The sequence below is a fragment of the Novosphingobium sp. BL-S-20 genome, from assembly GCF_055521635.1.
In genome coordinates this window covers 959,391-978,318 of sequence record NZ_CM145493.1, presented here as the reverse complement: position 1 = coordinate 978,318, position 18,928 = coordinate 959,391, and the positions used below count along the sequence as shown (strand labels likewise).

The following is an 18,928-nucleotide window of genomic DNA, read 5'->3' as shown; positions in this document are numbered from 1 at the left end:
AAAGCCCGCTCAGCCTGCAGGCAATCGGCAGCAACAAAGCGCACCCGAACTTTGCCCTGAGAGCTTTGACCCAAACCTATGGGAAAGAACGTATTTCGGCCTGCAAAGGATTTTCGACACCCTGCTTATGTTGCAGCTTTGCTACAATATTTCACCTTTATTTCAAAAACGAAGGAGCCCCCCACAAAAGTCGTTGCGGCGCACCATCAGGCAATAGACCTTTGATTTCACCCGTTTCGAGGCGACTTCATGAAGGGGTGAAATAATGAATTCCAAGCGTCTTCATTTGCATTGCAGCATGGCCGCACTGGCTCTCGTACTTCCCGCCACGGCCTTCGCGCAGGATAGCGCAAGTTCCTCCGCCGATCCCGCCGATGCCATCATCGTCACCGGCTCGCGCATCCGCCAGAACCCGCTCGACAATCCCAGCCCGGTCGTTACCGTCAGCGATCAGGACCTCGCCAGGACCGGCCTTTCCTCGGTAGCCGACATCTTGCAACGCCTGCCCAGCGCGGCGGGCGGCCTCAACAGCAAGGCGAACAATTCGGGCAATATCGGCAATCCCCAGGATGGCGGCGGCGTCGGAGCAGGCACCAGCGAGATCGACTTGCGCTACCTCCTGGCCAAACGCACGCTCGTGCTGGTGGACGGCATGCGCTACGTCAACGCCACCGCGGCCAGCGGCATCCCGTCCACAGTCGACCTCAACACCATCCCCGTCAGCCAGATCGAACGCATCGAAGTGCTGCAATCGGGCCAGTCCCCGCTCTACGGTTCCGACGCCATCGCGGGCGTCGTCAACATCATCACCAAGACGAAGCAGGACGGCCTGCGCGCCTCCGCCCAGTTCGGCACCTTCCGCCAAGGCGACGGCCATACGCAGGACTACAACGTCAGCTACGGCGTGAACGGCCCGACCACTTCGGTCGTGTTCGGTGCCAGTTACGTGAAGCAGGAGAAGGTGAGCACGGCGGATCGCTCGATCTCGCAGTTCCCCAATCCGGGCCAGACCAGCTGCGACGATCCGCGCGGCGGCTGCTCCTCCGCTGCGGTCGATGGACGCATCGTGTTCAATCCGGGCAATCCCTCGCTGCCCGCAGGCGGCAGCGTGACGCCCCGCAACCCGCCGCTGCTGACGCGCGGCACTTACGATCCGACCCTGGTGGGCGGAGACTTCCGCGCCTTCACCACGGCCGACCGCTTCAACTTCGCGCCCTACAACTACTTCCTGACGCCTTCCGAACGCTACGGCTTCTTCGTCAACGCCAAGCAGGAACTCAGCTCCAACGTCACCTTCCGCGCGAAGATGGTGTACAACCGGCGCAATTCGCAAAACCAGGCGGCATTCCTGCCGCTGTTCCTCGGCCCCGACGCTGGTAACGGCAATCTGCTCGATACCGTCTCGATCGACGCCACCAATCCCTACAATCCCTTCGGCATCACGCTCAATTCGGGCGCGAACGGTGAACCGGCGACCTACAGCTTCATCGCCCGGCGCCTGGTCGAGGCCGGACAGCGCACGTATACCCAGCATGTCGATACCTTTACCGCCAATGCCTCGCTCGACGGCAGTTTCCAGGTCGGCTCGCGCAAGTTCTACTGGGACGTGAACGCTGCCTTCGGGTGGAACGACGCGCATCAGGTCTTCACCGGCAACGTCAACGCCGCGCGCGTCCAGCAGGCGCTCGGGCCGCTGGCCAATTGCACCGGGGACTGCGTTCCGCTCAACGTGTTCGGCGGCGCCGGATCGATCACCCCGGCCATGCTGAACTACATCTCGTTCACCGAACGTGACCGGTCCAGCCAGCGGCTTCAGGACTATACCGCGAACCTCACCGGCGACCTGTTCGACCTGCCCGCGGGCCCGGTCGGCATCGCCGTCGGCTACGAGCATCGCTACCAGTTCGGCTCCTTCACCCCCGATCCGATCATCCAGGCCGGATTGGGCGCCGACATTCCCGCGCAGGCGGCAGCCGGCAGCTACAATTCGGACGAGTTCTACGGCGAAATCCGCGTGCCGATCCTCAAGGACACGCCGTTCTTCCACTTGCTGGAAGCGGACGGCGCGGTTCGCCACGCCAATTACTCGACGAGCGGCTCCAGCACGACCTTTACCGCCACCGGCCTGTGGAAACCGGTGTCCGACCTGCTGCTGCGCGGCTCCTATGCCGAAGGCTTCCGCGCACCCGCCATCGGCGAACTGTTCGGGGCCCGCTCCCGTGCGGACGCACCGATCGACGATCCCTGCACCAATGTCGCCGGCTCGCTCTGGCAGAGTTCCGCGACGGTGCGCACCAACTGCATCGCCAACGGCGTCCCCGCCGACGGCAGCTACCAGGAACCGCAAGGCGGCCAGATCCCCACCCTGACCGGCGGCAATTCCGATCTCGCCCCGGAAACCAGCAAGACCTGGCTGTTCGGCGGCGTCTACAGCCCCAGCTGGGCGCAAGGCGGCTTCGCGCAGAGCCTCAGCCTCGAAGTCAATTACTACGACATCAAGGTCGACGGGGCGATCTCGGCGATCAACCCGCAAGTCACCCTGGCTCGCTGCGCCGAACTCGGCGATGCCGATGCCTGCGCCAACGTGACCCGCACGCCGAGCGGGATCATCTCAGGCGTGGTCGGCCTGCTGCAGAACATCGGCAGCATCCGCACGCGGGGCCTCGACGTCAGCCTCAACTACCGCTCGCCGGAAACCGGGGCAGGCACCTTCGGGCTGGCCTTCAACGCCAATCGCCTGCTGCGCTATACCGAAACGCTCCCCGCCGCGAACGGCTCGGCGACGATCAGCTACAAGGGCACGACCCGCGGCTTCCCGGACCAGTCCTACCCCAAGTTCAAGGGCACCGGCATTCTCAGCTGGTCGCTGGCGGGCGTGGATGCCTCGTTCACCGGGCGCTACATCGACAGCGTGACCGAGAGCGACGGCCACAAGATGAAGAGCCGCTTCTACGGCGACGTTCAGCTCGGCTATACGCCCAGCTTCCTCGATAGCGCCCTGACCTTCACGCTCGGCGTCGTCAACGTGTTCAACAGTGATCCGCCGCCCTGCAACACCTGCACCGGCCCGAACTACGATCCTTCGACTTACGACGTGCCCGGCCAGTTCGGCTACCTGCGCGTCTCCTATCGCATGTAATCCGGTACACCGGCGCGGGAGCCAGACCTTCCGCGCCGGTCCTTCGATCAGCGCCCGTCAATCGGCAGGTGCAGGCACCGCTCCGAACAGCGGCAGCGCGGAATCCTCGGCTGGCCGATCGAAGTTGGAGACGGTCACACCGACCAGGCGGATGCCCTTTTCGGTGGGCAATACCGAACGGATCAGCGCCAGGCTCGCGTCCCGCAAATCCTCGTGACGACAGACGACGCCCGCGTGGGTGCGGCTGCGGGTGATGATCTGGAAATCCGCATATTTGACCTTCACCGTCACCGTACGTCCGAACGCCTGGGCGCGTTCGCACCAGGCCCAGACATCGTCGGCCTGCCCCAGTACCCCCGCCTCGATCTCTTCGCCAAGCGTCAGGTCGCGGTCGAACGTCGTTTCCGAGCCGGACGACTTGCGCTCGCGGTCCGGGTTGACCGGACGCTCGTCGATCCCGCGCGCGATCTGGAAATACCATTCGGCCGAACTGCCGAAATTCTGCTGGAGAAACGCCAGCGGCTTCGCGCGAAGGTCCGCCCCGGTCTCGATCCCGAGCCGCTGCATCTTCGCCGCCGTGACCGGGCCGACGCCGTGGAAGCGCTTGACCGGCAGGGTCTCCACCCAGTCCGCCCCCATATCCGGGGTGACCGCGAACTGCCCATTGGGCTTGCGCTGGTCGGAGGCGAGCTTGGCGAGAAACTTGTTGTAGGAAATCCCGGCGGAAGCGGTCAGTCCTGTTTCCTCCAGGATGCGCGCGCGGATTTCCTTCGCGGTCTTCCACGCCGTGGGCAGGCCGCGCCGGTTCGCGGTCACGTCCAGATAGGCCTCGTCCAGCGAAAGCGGCTGGACCAGGTCGGTGTAGTCGGCAAAGATCGCATGGATCTGCCGCGACACCGCCTTGTAAACATCGAACCGAGGCGGCACGAAGATCAGGTCCGGACAGCGGCGCAGCGCCGTGACTGAAGGCAGGGCCGAACGCACCCCGAACTTGCGCGCCTCATAGCTGGCCGCCGCCACCACGCCGCGCGCCGCCGCATGACCGACCGCGACCGGCTTGCCGCGCAGGGCCGGATCGTCACGCTGTTCGACCGACGCGAAAAATGCGTCCATGTCGACGTGGATGATCTTCCTGTCCGCAGCATCCGGCATGGACTCGGACTTAGCACCAAGCGAACAAAATGTGAACTTCGTAAATGTCGCCTGCGCCAGTGTCTCGTGATATGCCCTTGCCTTCGATATCGGGAGACGGAAACATGGGCGTGACGGGGATCGGCGGCTTCTTTTTCCGTGCAAGCGATCCGGACGCCCTGCGCGCCTGGTATGCCGAGCATCTCGGCGTCGGCTCGGCGCCCTACGGCGCCTGGGACACGCAGGCTGGTCCCAGCGTCTTCTCACCCTTCCCTGCCGCCACCGACTATTTCCCCCCCGACAAAGCCTGGATGCTCAACTTCCGGGTCGACGATCTGGACGATCTCTGCACCCGGCTGCTCGTGGCGGGCATCGTCGTCGTCACCAACCCGGAATGGAACATGCCGGGCGTGGGCCGCTTCGCCCGCATCCACGATCCGGAAGGCAATCCGATCGAACTGTGGCAACCCGACACTTCGGATTGAAACGACGGCACGGATCATGACATCGAACGACTTCGCACTCCCCCAGCTCGCAACCGCACGCCTGACCCTGCGCCTCCGCACGCCGGACGACGCCGAGGCCCTGTTCCCGGCGATGTCCGATCCGGTTAGCATGACATGGTGGTCACGCGCGCCCTTCGCGGACCTTGACGAACTGCGCGCCGATTTTGCGCTGGAGAAGGCCGGTTCATGGCGCACTTGGGCCATTCTCGAACGCGGCGGGGACCGGGCACTCGGCTTCGTCTCAGCGGGGCAGAAGCGGCCCGGCGTCAGCGAGATCGGCTATTTCCTCGCGCGCGAGGCTCAGGGACGCGGGATCGGCCGGGAAGCGGTCGGCGCAGTGATCGAACAACTTTTCGCCGAAGGGCAAAGACGGGTCTTCGCCGATACCGATCCTGACAATCGCGGATCGATAGCGCTGCTGAAGGCCCTCGGCTTCCGGCAGGAGGGGCATCTGCGCGCCGAATGGCAGACCCATATCGGCATTCGCGATACCCTCCTCTTCGGTCTTCTGGCCGAGGAGTGGCCTAGCGCTCAGCGCGCGGCGGGCATCGCTTCATCGGCATAGATCGCGGTCTGCGGTGCGCTCGCCGCGGAGACCTGCCCGCGGTACATGCCCGAAGAATTGAGCGCGAAGGCCGGAACGCCCTCCGGCCCCATCGCGATCAGCCCGCCGTCGCCGCCGATCGCACCGACCGAAGCGATCGTCTCCTGCGCGGCAGCGGCCAAGCTATGGTGCAGATAGCCGACCCGGTCGCAGACCTGCCGTGCCGCGCTCTCGCGGATGAAGTATTCGCCGGAGCCGGTCGCCGAGACCGCGCATTCGCCATTCCTCGCATAGGTGCCCGCGCCGATGATCGGGGAATCGCCGATGCGGCCCCAGCGCTTGCCGGTCATGCCGCCGGTCGAGGTGGCGGCGGCCAGGTTCCCGGCGGCATCGAGCGCCACGGCGCCGACAGTGCCGTAGAGATGGGTGGGATCGAGCGCGGCCTGATGATCCTTGCGCCATTTGAGCAGTTGCTCCCAGCGCTTCTCCGTGCGGAACCAGGAGGGATCGACCTGTTCCAGCCCCTGCTCGCGCGAGAAGCGATCGGCGCCCTCGCCCGCCAGCATGACGTGCGGGCTATGGTCCATCACCGCCCGCGCGGCGTCCACCGGATGGCGGGTGCGGGTGATCCCGGCGACAGCTCCGGCCTTGAGCGTGCGACCGTCCATGATCGCCGCGTCCAGTTCGTTGCGTCCCTCGGCCGTGAAGACCGCACCGCGCCCGGCGTTGAACAGGGGGTTGTCTTCGAGGACATGGATGGCAGCGGTCACAGCGTCCAACGAAGTGCCGCCCTTGTCCAGCACGGCGGCCCCGGCGCGAAGCGCTTCGTCGAGACCTGCGCGATAGGCCTTTTCCTGTTCCGGCGTCAGCGAGCCGCGCTCGATCACGCCTGCGCCGCCATGAATCGCCAGCGACCAGCGCGGGGCGGCAGCCGCCGATCCTGCATCAAGGCCTACAAGGCCAAGCGCCAGAGCAGTCAGACCGGCAAATTTCCCGAGGCGCATTCGAATTCTCCCTGCTGCATGGCGATCGCATTGCAATCGCCTTCAGGACAGCATTGCCGGATTTGCAAGGGCGCTTACGCATGGAAGACAAAAAAAATGGGCCGGTCCGAAGACCAGCCCTTGGAAAGTTTTTGGGAGAGGATGCCTGAAAGGCCCGCTCTAAATGGTCGAGAATCGCGATTATCGCAAATGAAGAAAAGAAATCAGCAGTTGCGCGTCATGCAACTTGCAGGGATTTTGCGATCATTCGTAAAAGTCGGGCGACGTTCTGGCAAATGAACGATTGCGCTTTCCGCACCGCTATCCCGGTGAAACCGGAACGGATCACCGATGGCAAAACCTTCAATCATGTATATGTTATTGCTAGCTTAATCAGCATGCCCACGATGGGCCTGCGCTATGCTGAACCGCTTGAACCATGATGTCGAACCGATTTCGCTATCCATCGCATCACGATTTTCCGTCGCAATAACCGCAACTTTGGCCATCATGGAACACGGCCAGGACGGGGAACCGCTTGAGCCTCGGCCGCAGTTGCGTCATACGCAGAGGTACATGCAATTAGAGCAATCGATCAGAAGTGAGCCAGGTAGCCACCATCGACGCCGATGACCTGTCCGGTCACATAGCTCGCCGCATCGGAAGCCAGAAACACGACCGGCCCTACGATTTCTTCCGGCCTGCCCCAGCGTCCCAGCGAAGTCCGCCGCGCCAGATGCTCCGCCACAGCCGGGTCCGCAACCATGACGGCATTGGCTTCGGTCGCGAAATAGCCGGGGGCGACGGCATTGACCGTGATCCCGCGCGGCCCGAGTTCCGCCGCGAGCGCCCGCGTCATCGCGTCCAGCCCGCCCTTCGCCATCGTATAAGCCGCATCGCCCGATCGTGCGATCTGCCCGGCAATCGAGGTTACGTTGATGATCCGCCCGCCCTCATCCATGCCCGGTGCGAGTGCCCGCGCCAGATCGAACGGCGCAACGAGATTGATCTCCAGCATCCGCCGCACGGCCTCGCGGTCCAGTTCCGCCATGGCGCGCCGATCGCGATGGCCGGCATTGTTGACGAGGATATCGACCTTTCCCATCCCCCGCAGCGCCTCCTCCGCAGCCTCGGCATCGGCCAGATCGAAGGCCGCGATCTCCGCTGTGCCCCGCGCCTCCACGATCTCGCGAAGCAAGGCGGCAAGCTGCGCCTCGCGCCGTCCATGCAGGATCACGTGTGCACCGGCCCGCGCCAGGCCCAGAGCAATCTCACGACCGAATCCGCCCGCCGCGCCGGTAACCAGCGCACGGCGATTTTGCAGCGGCGTCGAAGAGGGATTCGCAGGCGAAACAGAGGGAAAAACGGTCATCCCGCTTCGTTACAACCCTCTTCCAAAACGGGCCAGCCGTCTCTCCGGCGATTATTCCAGAAACGAAACAGGCAAGCGAGATAGCAACAAAATACTGATATTAAGTCATATTCCTAGGATGAAGAGAACACCCCGAAATCGGTACCATAGCCCCCGATAGAAAACCTTGCATTGACCCGACTTTCTCAACCAAATAGCTAGACAAGCACACCGCACGGCAAACGGCTGACCAGTCCGCCCGTGCATTCAAAGGTTCACCGGTCCGCGGCATTTGATCGGGAAGCAGCTTGCTCCGCGTTACCAACCGCTAAAGCGCGCGATGCTCCAGGCGACAGCGCCAGGCATCGTGTTCCCCTCACGCCAATGATGAGGTGATACGATGCAGACCATGATTCCGCGCGCCTGACGCGCCGCGACGGACCGCCCTGCCGGCAGTCCGCGCCTTTCCTGACAGACTTCACGCACCTTGCGCGCAGACCTGAGGTTTTGCGGCGAGAAGGCATGTGCTCCGGGCCCTCACCGCAGGCTCCGGCTGCGGCCTCTCGCGTCGAAGTCAGCCAGCCCGACCAACCGAAAAACCAAAAAGATCACGCCCGACGAACGACTCGGTGCGCACTCATGAAAACAGGGACCGACTTGAATGTTTCGCCGTTTCGTCACCGCCAGCAGCCCGCTCGCCCTCACCGTTTCACTGCTCACCGCCGCGCCTGCCGCTCTGGCTGCCGAAGAGGCACTCGCAGCCGCCCCTGAAACCGCCCCCGAAATCAGCGCAGAAAGCGGCAGCGGAGAAGCCATCGTCGTTACCGCCTCGCGCCGCCGCGACGAGAACGTTCAGGACGTCCCGGTCGCCATCAGCGTAATCAGCGCCGCCAGCCTCGAAAGGCGCGGCGACTATACGCTCGGCTCGATCCAGCAACAGGTGCCGAGCCTTCAGGTCATCACCTACAATCCGCGCAATACCAATATCAACATCCGCGGCCTCGGCTCCAATATCTCGCTGACCAATGACGGGCTGGAGAACGGCGTCGGCTTCTATATCGACAACGTCTACTACGGCCGCGTCGGCCTCGCCCAGTTCGATCTCGTCGATCTTCAGGGCATCGAAGTGCTGCGCGGCCCTCAGGGCACGCTGTTCGGCAAGAACACCACTTCAGGCGTCATCAACGTCACTTCGAGGAAGCCCACCTTCGACCCCGAACTTTCGGCCGAGGCGAGCATCGGCAACTACGGCTTCTACCAGTTCCGCGCTTCCGGCTCGGCCGGAATCTTCAAGGACCTGCTGGCCGTGCGCCTGTCCGGCGCGATCAGCGAGAACGACGGCTTCCTCTGGAACAAGACCACCAGGACCCGCGCGCAGGACTATCTGAACAAGTCGATCCGCGGCCAGCTTCTCTTCACGCCCGACCCGGACCTCGAAGTCCGGATCATCGGCGATTATGCGCGGCAGAAACAGAACCACGTCCTCAACGTCTTCGCCGGACTGCACACGACTTACGAGAACGGCGCGACGATCGCCAACAACTGGGCGCAGCGCGCCGCGCGCTTCCCCGGCTATACGCTGCCCAGTTTCCAACCGTTCGACCGCGTGGGCGAGGCGGACAGTCACTATCAGTCGAACATGGCCGGATACGGCGTCTCGGGCGAGGTAAACTGGAACCTCGGCGGCGCCGCGCTGACCTCAATCACCGCCTATCGCTGGTGGGACTGGGACCCGGCCAACGATGGCGACAGCACCTCGCTGCCGATCGTCACCAAGGCGCAGCAGGCCAATCGCCAGCGCCAGTTCAGCCAGGAACTGCGCCTTGCCTCGAAGAGCGGCGGCAGCTTCGACTACGTGATCGGCGCCTATTACTTCTGGCAGATCGTGCGCGGCTACGGCGCCTCGCGCTACGGCCCGGCGGCGGCGCTGTGGAACCTGCCGAACGCCAACCAGACGATCGCCAATGCCGCGCTCGACGGTTTCGAATCCAACTCCACCTCGACGCCGGAAACCAAGACTCTCGCCGCCTTCGGCCAGACCGACTGGCACATCACCGATGCCCTGACCCTCACCACCGGCCTGCGCTTCACCCATGAAAAGAAGTCGGGCGCCTTCTCGCAATACTGGGTGGACGGCGCCGACATCTCCGGCTTCACCGCTGCGCAGCAGGCGGCGATCACCGCGATCCGTACCCAATTCAACCCGGTGACGAGCTATGCCACCAGCTTCACCGACAACAGCCTGTCCGGCCTCGTCACGTTGAGCTGGAAGGTCGCACGAGACGTCAATGTCTACGGCTCCTATTCGCGCGGCAACAAGTCGGGCGGGCTCAACCTCTCGGTCCTGCCCGCCGGGGTCGATCCGGACGTAAAGCCGGAGAAGGTCGATGCCTTCGAACTGGGCCTCAAGTCGCAGTTCCTCGACCGCCGCGCGACCTTCAACGCCGCCGCCTTCTGGACCGAAATCCGCGACTACCAGACCACCATCACCGATCTGCCCGCAGGCGCCGTCGTCGGCCGCCAGTACATCTCGAACATTCCCAAGGTCCGCTCGCGCGGCATCGAGGGCGAGTTCAATATCGCGCCGACCGACAGCCTGAGCTTCAACGCCTCTGCCACTTACACCGACGCCACCTATGTCACGTACAAGAACGCCCCCCAGGCCTTCGAGCGCCAGAACCTCGGCGCGATCCAGGACCTTTCCGGCGAGCGTCTGCCCGGCGTGCCGAAATGGGCCTGGACCGTGGGTGCGGACTTCAACACGCCGCTCGGCGATCTCGGCGGCAAGGGCCTCGGCCTCTATGCCCATGCCGACTACGCCTATCGCTCGAACTTCAACACTTCGGCCTCGAACTCGGCCTGGGCGCAGATCCCCGGCTTCGGCATTGCCAACGGCCGCATCGGCCTGAGGACCGACGACGGCCTCTGGGACTTCTCGATCTGGGCCAAGAACCTGTTCGACAAGAACTACTTCGTCAGTCTCAGCGCCGCCAACACCGGCGCGGTCACCGCCCAGCTCGGCGAGCCGCGCACTTTCGGCGCGACCTTGCGCACCAAGCTCTAACCCCGCTCCCAGCCAGGAGGCGCCAGCCATGACCCGCGAGACATTCTCCAGATCGGCATCACGACCGGAACAGCTCGACAGCTGGCGCCTCCTGCGCTTCTCCGCGATGTCGGTTCCTCTCTATGCCGCCGCGCAGCCGGTGATCGCCTTCGTGCCCGCGATCCTTTCCCGCCACTACGCGATCCCGCTGGCCGGGCTCGGGCTGATCTACCTTGTGGGGCAGATCTTCAACTCGCTGCTGGACCCGGTGATCGGCACATTGAGCGACCGCACCGTCAGCCGCTTCGGACGGCGGCGCCCGTGGATCGCGGGAGGCGGGCTGCTGTTCATCGTCGGCAGCGCCATGCTGTTCTTCCCGCCTCAGGGCGTGGGCCTCACCTGGGTGGCGATTGGCGTGCTCGCCTATTTCAGCGGCTATTCGATCACCCAGACCACGCTCTACGCCTGGTCCGGCGAGGTCAGCGGCGACTACGACCAGCGCACGCGGATCGCCTCGCTGTTCACCCTTCTCACCTCCGGCGCCCTGGTCCTGACGCTGCTGCTGCCCGCCATTGCCGACCAGCTTCGCCCCGACGACGGACCGCTGCGCCTGACCCTGTTCGGAACGCTGGTGCTCGTCACCGCCATCCCCGGCCTGCTGCTGACCTTGACTTCCGTACCTGACCGCAGCGCGCCCAGCGGCGCCGAACCTTTCGCACTGGGCAAGACGCTGAAAGCGGTCTTCGGCAATGCCCTGCTACTGCGCGTGCTCGCCGCCGATGCAGCCGTCACTGCCGGACAGGGCGTGCGCACCGCACTGCTGCTGTTCATCGTCACGATCTACTTCCAGCGCCCGGAATGGGCGGCGGGCTTCTTCCTGCTCCAATATTCGTTCGGCATCCTGGCCGGACCGATCTGGCGGCGCATCGGCCAGCATCTCGGCAAGGGCCGCGCCGCCGTCGCCGCCGAACTGACCCAGGCCGCGATCAACTTCGGCCTCGTCTTCCTCACGCCCGACCGTTTCGGCCTGATGATGGCGCTGGCCGTGGCGCAGGGCCTTTCGCAAGGCTCGGGCAACCTGATGCTGCGCTCGATGGTGGCCGACGTCGCCGACCTCCACCGCGCCGAGACCGGCGAGGACCGCGTGGGACTTTACTATTCGGTCTTCAGCGTCTCGATGAAGCTGGGCAGCGCATTGGCCTTCGGTATCGCCCTGCCGCTCGTCACCGCCTTCGGCTTCGACCCCAAGGCCGCCACCAACACGCCCGAGGCGCTGAACGCCCTGCTGCTGGTCTTCGCGCTCGGTCCGGCCCTCGCCCATACCCTCGCCGCCGCGCTGGTCGCAGGCTTCCCGCTCGATGCCGACCGCCACGCCGAAATCCGTCGCCAGCTCAAGGCCCGCGACGAAGTCTACGCCGCCGCCCTCGTTCCCGCTGAGTAAGTTCCCGACATCAATAAGAAGGAGTGAATGCCATGACTTCGATTGCCACTTACGCCAATGCCAAGGACCCCGCCTCGCCGCTGGACATCGTGCCGATCACCGGCACCATCGGCGCCGAAATCCGCGGCGTCACCCTTTCGGGCGACCTCGACGCCGAAACCGTTCAGGCCGTCAAGGACGCGCTTGTCCGCCACAAGGTGATCTTCTTCCGCGGCCAGCACGAACTGACCGACCAGCGCCACGAGGACTTCGCCTCGCTGTTCGGCGCTCCGGTCGCTCACCCCACGGTGCCGGTGGCCGAAGGCTCGCGCTACCTGCTCGAACTCGACAGCAAGGAAGGCTACGCCGCCTCCAGCTGGCACACCGACGTAACCTTCACCGACGCCTATCCGGCCGGTTCGATCCTGCGCGCTATCACCATTCCGGAGGCGGGCGGCGACACCGTCTGGGCCAATACCGAGACCGCCTACGAAGGCCTGCCCGAAAGTCTGCGCCAGCTGGTGAACGGTCTCTGGGCCGTCCATTCGAACGACTACGACTATGCGGCCGTGCTGGCCAATGCCCCCAAGGCCGACGAAGCCGCAGAACAACGGGTCAAATTCCACAAGAGCGTCTTCGCCTCGACCGTTTACGAGACCGAGCACCCACTCGTGCGCGTCCACCCGGTTTCGGGCCAGCGCGGACTGCTGCTCGGCCACTTCGTGAAACGGATCGTCGGCCTTGGCCAAGCGGACTCGGATCGCATCTTCTCGATCCTTCAGGAACACATCACCCGCCCCGAAAACGTCGTGCGCTGGCGCTGGCAGCCGGGCGACGTGGCCTTCTGGGACAACCAGGCGACCCAGCACCGCGCCGTCGCCGACTTCGGCCTCCAGCGCCGCACCCTGCGCCGCGCGACGATCGCCGGATCGGTGCCGGTCTCGATCGACGGCCGTAACAGCCGCACCATCCGCAAGGAGAAGGCAACCACCTACGAAACGGCCTGATCCCTCATACCTGCACAGGCCGTTCCCTTCCCGCGCCGCGCTCCGGAGCATTGAAAGACCGGACACGGCGCGGGACTTTTCCACCAAGGACCACCTGATGAAAACCTCGCGTTTCGCCTTCGCCGCCGCCCTCGGAGCCGCCCTGCTCGCCACGACCACCGCGGTTCCGGTCGCGGCCAAGGCGCCCGCGCCCTCACCCGCAAGCGTTCCCGCGCAGCAGCGCCCGAACTTCCTCGTCATCATCGCCGACGACCTCGGCTTTTCCGATATCGGCGCCTTCGGCAGCGAGATCGCTACCCCCAATCTCGACCGGCTGGCGCTGGACGGGCTGCGGCTGACCGGCTTCCATACGGCGCCGACCTGCTCGCCCACCCGCTCGATGCTGCTCTCCGGCACCGACAATCACCGCGCAGGTCTCGGCAGCATGGCGGAACTGACCGCCCCCAACCAGAAGGGCCAGCCGGGCTACGAAGGCTATCTCAGCCGCGACGTCGCCAGCCTGGCCGAGCGCCTGGCCGCCGGCGGCTATCGCACGCTGCTCTCGGGCAAGTGGCACCTTGGCCTGACACCGGACCTCGATCCCCATGCACGCGGCTTCCAGCACAGCTTCGCGCTGCTGCAGGGCGCCGGAAACCACTACGGCCGCGATCTCGGTCCCGATCCGAAGAAGAACACGACCTATACCCGCGACGGCCAGGTGCTGACCGAACTGGACAAGGACTTCTACTCGTCGGACACTTATGCGACGAACCTGATCGCCGAATTGAAGCAGAGCCGCACGGAAAGCCCGGACAAGCCGTTCTTCGCCTATCTCGCCTTCACCGCGCCGCACTGGCCGCTCCAGGCACCGGACGCGGACGTTGCGCGGCAGGCAGGCAGGTACGACGCCGGATTCGACGAAATCCGCCGCCGCCGCCTCGCCCGGCAGGAGCAACTCGGCATCCTGCCCAAGGGCACGGTCCCTCACAGCGTTCGCGCGCCGCGCGGGGGCTGGGATTCGCTCTCCGTCGCCGACAAGCGCGAGGCCGCGCGCGACATGGAAATCTACGCCGCCATGGTCGAGCGGATGGACAGCAACGTCGGCCGCGTGCTCGACGCCTTGCGCGCCAGCGGCGAACTGGACAACACCGTGATCGTGTTCCTCGCCGACAACGGAGCCGAAGGGCTGGACTATCGGACCACCGGCGCCAAGATGCTCGCCAATCGCATCGAGGCGGCAGACAACAGCTTCGCCAATCGCGGCAAGCCCAATTCCTACGTCACTTACGGCCCCGAATGGGCACAAGCCGGCACCGCGCCCGCCTGGCTGACCAAGGCCTATGCCTCCGAGGGCGGCACCCGCACCGTCGCCTTCGTCAGCGCGAAAGGTCTGGCCAACGCCAGGGGCATCGGCGGTGCCTATGTCAGCGTGGCAGACATCGCGCCGACCCTGCTCGACTATGCCGGTGTGCCGAGCGGCGGTACCACGTTCCAGGGCCGCACCGTGCTGCCGATCACCGGCAAGAGCGCCCGCCCCTGGCTCGAAGGCAAGGCCGCCTTCGTCCATGCCGCCGACGAACCGCTCGGCACCGAGCTGTTCGGCAGCCGCGCGCTGCGCAAGGGCGACTGGAAAGTGACCGACATCGGCGACGGCCAATGGCGCCTCTTCAACATCGCGAAGGACCCCGGCGAGACCGAGGACCTCTCGGCCAGAAACCCCGACAAACTGCGCGAGCTGACTGCCGATTGGGACGGCTACGCCAAGGCCAACGGCGTGATCCTGCCCACCGAAACTCTCTACCGGCCGTAAAAAGGGGCACGAGCCGGTACCCGGCCCTTCGCGCGAAAAGCCGAAGGGCCGGGATCACGCAAGGTTCCCTCTCGTTTCGCCAACCCAGCGAACAAAAACCCCGCTTATCAAAGCCGCGCGGCGATAGATGGCAACGCTGCGGATACCCCCGATGGGCCACGGACTGGCCCTTTTGTTGAATATCACCAACGCGCCGCGCTGGTTACGCTTGCACCTGCTCCAGGATCACGAGAGGTCGCATGCGTTCCGAATCGCCGCTTCGCGCACTCTTCGTCATAAACTCGCTGGCCGGCGGCGGCGCGGAGCGGGTGTTCACCGCGCTGGTGGACCAGCTCGGTCGTCGCCCCCATGAATTTGCGATCACGGTCGCGCTTCTCGATAACGAGGCGGAGGAGGCCTATCGCCTGCCCGCTGGCGTGCAGGTCGAGCGCCTCGATACGCGCGGCGGGCTGCTGCGCAGTGTAACCCGCACGCGCAAGCTGGTGCGCCGCCTGCATCCGGACGTGACGCTGTCCTTCCTCTCGCGCGCCAATGTCGCAGCAATCCTCGCGATGCGCCGTACCGGCGGTGCGGCGGTCATCAGCGAGCGGGTGAATACCACTGCCCACCTGAAAAGCGGCCGCCTCGGCTCCTTCAGCCGCATGCTGATCCGTCGCACTTATCCATCGGCCCGGCGGATCATCGCCGTTTCCGAAGGCGTCGCACACACGCTGGAAACCGACTTCGCCATCAAACCCGCGCGGATTTCGGTGATCTACAACCCGGTCGACATCCCCCGCATCCGCGATCTCGCCGCGCTCGAACCGGCGATCCCGGTAAGCGCCGCCGACTTCGTGACGATGGGCCGTCTGGTCGACAACAAGAATACCGCCATGGCCATCCGCGCACTCGCGAAGGCGGAAACGAAAGGCAACCTGATCGTGCTGGGCGAAGGCCCCCTGCGCGAGGATCTGACCGCGCTGGCGGCATCGCTGGGGCTTGCCGAACGGGTCCGCTTCGCGGGCTTTGTAGCCAACCCCTACGCCGTCCTGGCGCGGGCGGGATGCTACCTGCTCACGTCCAACGCGGAAGGCTTTCCCAACGCAATGCTGGAGGCGATGGCCGTCGGCCTGCCGGTTGCGGCGACGGACTGCCCATCCGGCCCGGCGGAAATCCTCGAAACGCGCCGCCACGGCCGGGAGCCTGCATTCGGCCATGGCTGCGCACTCGTCGCCATGGACGACGACCGGGCCATGGCGCTGTGCATGGCCGAACTCACCGGCGACAGGCACGACGCTTTCGCCGCCGCCGCCGCCGGGCGCGCCGCCGCCTTCTCGGTGGAACGCGCCGTCGAACGGTTCCGCGCCGTGCTGATCGATGCCGCGCAGGAAGCCCGGCCATGAAAGTCTGCGTCACCGGCCTGCGGGGCATTCCGGGCGTCATGGGCGGCGTGGAAACGCATTGCGAGGAATTACTGCCGCGCATCGCCGCGCTCGATCCCGGCATCGAGATCGAAGTCTGCTGCCGCGCGCCCTATGTCGATCCGGCAATGACGAGCTTTCGCCATGTCGCGCTGACCCCCCTCTATTCGCCGACCGGGCGCGTGAGCGAAGCGCTCGTCTCCACGCTCGTCGGCATTCTCCACGCCCGCCGCCGGGGTGCGGACGCGGTGCATATCCATGCCGTGGGGCCTGCATTGTTCGCCCCGCTCGCCCGCCTGCTAGGCCTCAGCGTGCTGCTGACCCACCACGGCGCCGACTACGACCGCGAGAAATGGGGGCGCGGCGCGCGGATGATGCTGAAACTGGGCGAGTGGCTCGGGGTCCAGTCCGCGGACCGCGTGGTCTGCGTTTCCCCTTCGCTCGCGTCCCGCATGAAGGCGCGCTATCCGGCGCGGGCCGAGCGGGTCGAATTCATTCCCAACGGCGTCAGCACGATGCCCCCTTCCCCGCAGAGCGATGCGGAAGTGCTCGACGAACTTACGCTGATTGCCGGAAACTACATCCTCTGCGTGGCCCGTCTGGTGCCGGAAAAGGGCATCCACATCCTTATCGAAGCGTTCCGGCGCAGCAACGACACCCGCACGCTGGTCATCGCCGGAGCCGGGCGCAAGGACGACCGCTATGCGCAGGACCTGCTGGCGCTGGAGGAACCGCGCATCCGCTTCCTCGGCATGGTGACGCGCGCGCGGCTGGGCGTGCTGCTACGCAATGCCGGACTTTTCGTGCTGCCCTCCTTTCACGAGGGCCTGCCGATCGCCGCTCTGGAGGCACTGGCCTGCGGCTGCCCCGTCCTGCTCAGCGACATCCAGCCCAATCTCGACCTCGATCTGCCGGCCAGCCGGTACTTCCCGGTCGGCGATGTCGTCGCTCTCGCCGCCCGCCTTGCGGATCGCGCCGAGGCGCGCGAGGTGAAAGGCCTCCTGCCCGACACCCTGATGGACTGGGACGAAGTGGCGAAACGCACCGCCGCCACTTACCGCAAGCTCCGGCCCCGCAGGAGGCATCGCCATGCGCTCACCCATGCCAACTGATCAGCCCCGGAGCACGCGATGCTGGCTTTGACCGCGGGCAGCCCGCCCATCCCGATCTTCCTGCTGCTACCCTCGATGATGCTGTTCTGCGTGCTCGTCATCGTGCTGTGCCTGCGCGTCGGCGCCTCGGCACGGTTCCTGATCGTGGCCTTCGCCCTGCGCCTTGCGATGTCGGCAATGCCAAAATTCTCTTTCGCGTCCTCACCGCTGGGGCTGAGCTGGAACGCGCTGGCTTCGGTCGTGCTGGTGCTGATCGGCAGCCTCCTGCTCCTGCGCAGCCGTGCGGTGCCGCTGATCCTGGCGCCGGTGGTTCCGCTGCTGCTCGTCATCGTGATGAGCGCGATGCTCAACGGCGAAGCCTCCGGCGCGGTCGAGAGCCTGGTGAAATACGCCTATCTCGCGATCATTGCCCTTACCGCCTACGATGCCTTCATGGCCGACGGAGCGGGAAAAGTGCTGCTGCGCCTGCTGTTCACGTTCTTGCTGCCGCTGGCGCTTCAAGGCTTCAGCCTGGTCCTGCACATCGCCAAGGCAACGGAGAGCGACGGCTCAACCTCCTACATCGGCGGCTACAACCACGAAGCCAGCTTCTCGATCATCCTCCTGACCGGCCTGCTGACCGCAATCCTCAACCCCCGGTTGCGCGCGCTCTACAAGCTGGCCATCGCCGCGATCTGCCTTGGCGGCATTCTTGCCGCCAATTACCGCACGGCGATCATCACCGCCGGACCGCTCATGCTGGGCCTGTTCATCGCCTCCATCACCGGCGCGGTGCGCCCTGCCCAGCGGCCGATTGCCGGTATCCTCGGCGTGCTGCTGGTGCTTTCCGCGGTTCCCGTCATCCCGATGGTCGCGGGCGACCGCTTCGATGCGGTCAAGGCGCTGGCGCAGAACCCCGCGATCCTCAGCAAGGCGCCCGGCGAATTCAGCCGCGCCGATCAGGCTCTGCTCTCGGGTCGGCTGCTGCTCTGGAGCCAATACGTCAATGCCTGGGAAGACGGCACCCCGCGCCAGCACGTGCTGGGCTTCGGCGCCAACGCCTGGGAGGGCCGCTATCGCTACTATGCCCACAACACGCTGATCTCCACGCTCTACGAACTGGGCGTACTGGGCGTGGCGGCGATGCTGCTTCTCTGGATCTGGATGTTCGCGCTGGCCCTGACAGCAAGAACGCCCGCGCGCTTCACGCTGGTCATGGCACATCTGGGCTTCTTCCTGCTCAATATGGCGACGATGCCGTTCTGGATGATCGAGGGCCTGCTGTTCTACGGCCTGCTCTGCGGATTCACTGTCCACGCCAACTTGCAGGGCCGCACCGCGAAACGGTCCGTCGCAAACGCCGCAGCGCTTCGCCCCGTTTGAGGACCTTTGATCCGCTCCGGAAGTTGCGGCCCCGCGATCCATTCGGCAAGTAAACTCATAGAATCATGCCTCACAAATGAGAATAGACTCGAGACAATTTGCAATAAATCTCAAATAAATACCTGAATCATTGGAAAACAA

At 65.2% G+C, this 18,928-nt stretch carries 14 protein-coding genes; 11 read left to right on the top strand and 3 right to left on the bottom strand.

Annotated elements, in window-relative coordinates; all coding sequences use genetic code 11:
• Positions 1 to 298 precede the first annotated feature (298 nt).
• The gene (locus ACZ1II_RS04180; protein WP_465143165.1) at positions 299 to 3,139 is read left to right on the top strand and encodes a TonB-dependent receptor domain-containing protein; all 2,841 of its coding nucleotides are present in this window, start codon (positions 299 to 301) and stop codon (positions 3,137 to 3,139) included.
• 57 nt (positions 3,140 to 3,196) lie between these two features.
• Here ACZ1II_RS04180 and dinB read toward each other — a convergent pair whose 3' ends face one another.
• A complete protein-coding gene (dinB, locus tag ACZ1II_RS04175) occupies positions 3,197 to 4,291 on the bottom strand; it encodes a DNA polymerase IV (RefSeq protein ID WP_465143164.1) in 1,095 nt (364 codons plus the stop codon).
• Positions 4,292 to 4,395: 104 nt separating this feature from the next.
• Here dinB and ACZ1II_RS04170 point away from each other — a divergent pair, with 104 nt between their 5' ends.
• Positions 4,396 to 4,755, top strand: a complete 360-nt coding sequence (locus ACZ1II_RS04170; RefSeq protein WP_465143163.1) for a VOC family protein — start codon at positions 4,396 to 4,398, stop codon at positions 4,753 to 4,755.
• A 16-nt stretch (positions 4,756 to 4,771) separates the two neighbouring features.
• Complete coding sequence (locus ACZ1II_RS04165; RefSeq protein ID WP_465143162.1) at positions 4,772 to 5,341, top strand: GNAT family N-acetyltransferase; 570 nt, start codon at positions 4,772 to 4,774, stop codon at positions 5,339 to 5,341.
• Here ACZ1II_RS04165 and ACZ1II_RS04160 read toward each other — a convergent pair.
• Positions 5,308 to 6,324, bottom strand: a complete 1,017-nt coding sequence (locus tag ACZ1II_RS04160) for an isoaspartyl peptidase/L-asparaginase family protein (RefSeq protein ID WP_465143161.1) — start codon at positions 6,322 to 6,324, stop codon at positions 5,308 to 5,310. The genes ACZ1II_RS04165 and ACZ1II_RS04160 overlap by 34 nt on opposite strands.
• Positions 6,325 to 6,342: 18 nt before the next feature.
• Between ACZ1II_RS04160 and ACZ1II_RS04155 the strand changes: the two genes are divergently transcribed.
• Entirely contained in the window at positions 6,343 to 6,603 is a 261-nt protein-coding gene (locus ACZ1II_RS04155; RefSeq protein WP_465143160.1) for a hypothetical protein, read from the top strand.
• 295 nt (positions 6,604 to 6,898) lie between these two features.
• On the opposite strand, the gene ACZ1II_RS04150 is transcribed toward ACZ1II_RS04155, so the two are convergent.
• A complete protein-coding gene (locus tag ACZ1II_RS04150) occupies positions 6,899 to 7,675 on the bottom strand; it encodes an SDR family oxidoreductase (RefSeq protein ID WP_465143159.1) in 777 nt (258 codons plus the stop codon).
• A gap of 640 nt (positions 7,676 to 8,315) precedes the next feature.
• Between ACZ1II_RS04150 and ACZ1II_RS04145 the strand changes: the two genes are divergently transcribed.
• The 7 genes from ACZ1II_RS04145 (at position 8,316) to ACZ1II_RS04115 (ending at position 18,787) form a co-directional block, all read left to right on the top strand.
• Positions 8,316 to 10,718 carry a TonB-dependent receptor gene (locus ACZ1II_RS04145; protein WP_465143158.1) on the top strand — a complete coding sequence of 801 codons (2,403 nt, stop codon included), beginning with the start codon at positions 8,316 to 8,318 and terminating at the stop codon, positions 10,716 to 10,718.
• Positions 10,719 to 10,746: 28 nt separating this feature from the next.
• Positions 10,747 to 12,138: an MFS transporter gene (locus ACZ1II_RS04140; protein WP_465143157.1), complete on the top strand. Its 1,392-nt coding sequence runs from the start codon at positions 10,747 to 10,749 to the stop codon at positions 12,136 to 12,138.
• Positions 12,139 to 12,170: 32 nt separating this feature from the next.
• On the top strand, positions 12,171 to 13,124 hold the full coding sequence (locus tag ACZ1II_RS04135) for a TauD/TfdA dioxygenase family protein (protein ID WP_465143156.1): 954 nt from the start codon (positions 12,171 to 12,173) through the stop codon (positions 13,122 to 13,124).
• A 97-nt stretch (positions 13,125 to 13,221) separates the two neighbouring features.
• Positions 13,222 to 14,913, top strand: a complete 1,692-nt coding sequence (locus tag ACZ1II_RS04130) for an arylsulfatase (protein ID WP_465143155.1) — start codon at positions 13,222 to 13,224, stop codon at positions 14,911 to 14,913.
• Between the two features lie 239 nt (positions 14,914 to 15,152).
• Positions 15,153 to 16,295 (top strand): glycosyltransferase, encoded by a 1,143-nt coding sequence (locus tag ACZ1II_RS04125; RefSeq protein ID WP_465143154.1) that lies wholly within the window; start codon positions 15,153 to 15,155, stop codon positions 16,293 to 16,295.
• The gene (locus ACZ1II_RS04120; RefSeq protein ID WP_465143153.1) at positions 16,292 to 17,425 is read left to right on the top strand and encodes a glycosyltransferase family 4 protein; all 1,134 of its coding nucleotides are present in this window, start codon (positions 16,292 to 16,294) and stop codon (positions 17,423 to 17,425) included. Before ACZ1II_RS04125 ends, ACZ1II_RS04120 begins: the two co-directional genes overlap by 4 nt.
• 18 nt (positions 17,426 to 17,443) lie before the next feature.
• Positions 17,444 to 18,787: an O-antigen ligase family protein gene (locus tag ACZ1II_RS04115; RefSeq protein WP_465143152.1), complete on the top strand. Its 1,344-nt coding sequence runs from the start codon at positions 17,444 to 17,446 to the stop codon at positions 18,785 to 18,787.
• Positions 18,788 to 18,928 lie beyond the last annotated feature (141 nt).

Bases quoted from the DNA above. Each gene is read 5' to 3' on its own strand.
- ACZ1II_RS04150 (WP_465143159.1), bottom strand. From the start codon at position 7,675: ATGACCGTTTTTCCCTCTGTTTCGCCTGCGAATCCCTCTTCGACGCCG.
- ACZ1II_RS04115 (WP_465143152.1), top strand. From the start codon at position 17,444: ATGCTGGCTTTGACCGCGGGCAGCCCGCCCATCCCGATCTTCCTGCTG.
- ACZ1II_RS04125 (WP_465143154.1), top strand. From the start codon at position 15,153: ATGCGTTCCGAATCGCCGCTTCGCGCACTCTTCGTCATAAACTCGCTG.
- ACZ1II_RS04180 (WP_465143165.1), top strand. From the start codon at position 299: ATGGCCGCACTGGCTCTCGTACTTCCCGCCACGGCCTTCGCGCAGGAT.
- ACZ1II_RS04165 (WP_465143162.1), top strand. From the start codon at position 4,772: ATGACATCGAACGACTTCGCACTCCCCCAGCTCGCAACCGCACGCCTG.
- ACZ1II_RS04155 (WP_465143160.1), top strand. From the start codon at position 6,343: ATGGCGATCGCATTGCAATCGCCTTCAGGACAGCATTGCCGGATTTGC.
- ACZ1II_RS04120 (WP_465143153.1), top strand. From the start codon at position 16,292: ATGAAAGTCTGCGTCACCGGCCTGCGGGGCATTCCGGGCGTCATGGGC.
- ACZ1II_RS04170 (WP_465143163.1), top strand. From the start codon at position 4,396: ATGGGCGTGACGGGGATCGGCGGCTTCTTTTTCCGTGCAAGCGATCCG.
- ACZ1II_RS04160 (WP_465143161.1), bottom strand. From the start codon at position 6,324: ATGCGCCTCGGGAAATTTGCCGGTCTGACTGCTCTGGCGCTTGGCCTT.
- ACZ1II_RS04140 (WP_465143157.1), top strand. From the start codon at position 10,747: ATGACCCGCGAGACATTCTCCAGATCGGCATCACGACCGGAACAGCTC.
- ACZ1II_RS04130 (WP_465143155.1), top strand. From the start codon at position 13,222: ATGAAAACCTCGCGTTTCGCCTTCGCCGCCGCCCTCGGAGCCGCCCTG.
- ACZ1II_RS04145 (WP_465143158.1), top strand. From the start codon at position 8,316: ATGTTTCGCCGTTTCGTCACCGCCAGCAGCCCGCTCGCCCTCACCGTT.
- dinB (WP_465143164.1), bottom strand. From the start codon at position 4,291: ATGCCGGATGCTGCGGACAGGAAGATCATCCACGTCGACATGGACGCA.
- ACZ1II_RS04135 (WP_465143156.1), top strand. From the start codon at position 12,171: ATGACTTCGATTGCCACTTACGCCAATGCCAAGGACCCCGCCTCGCCG.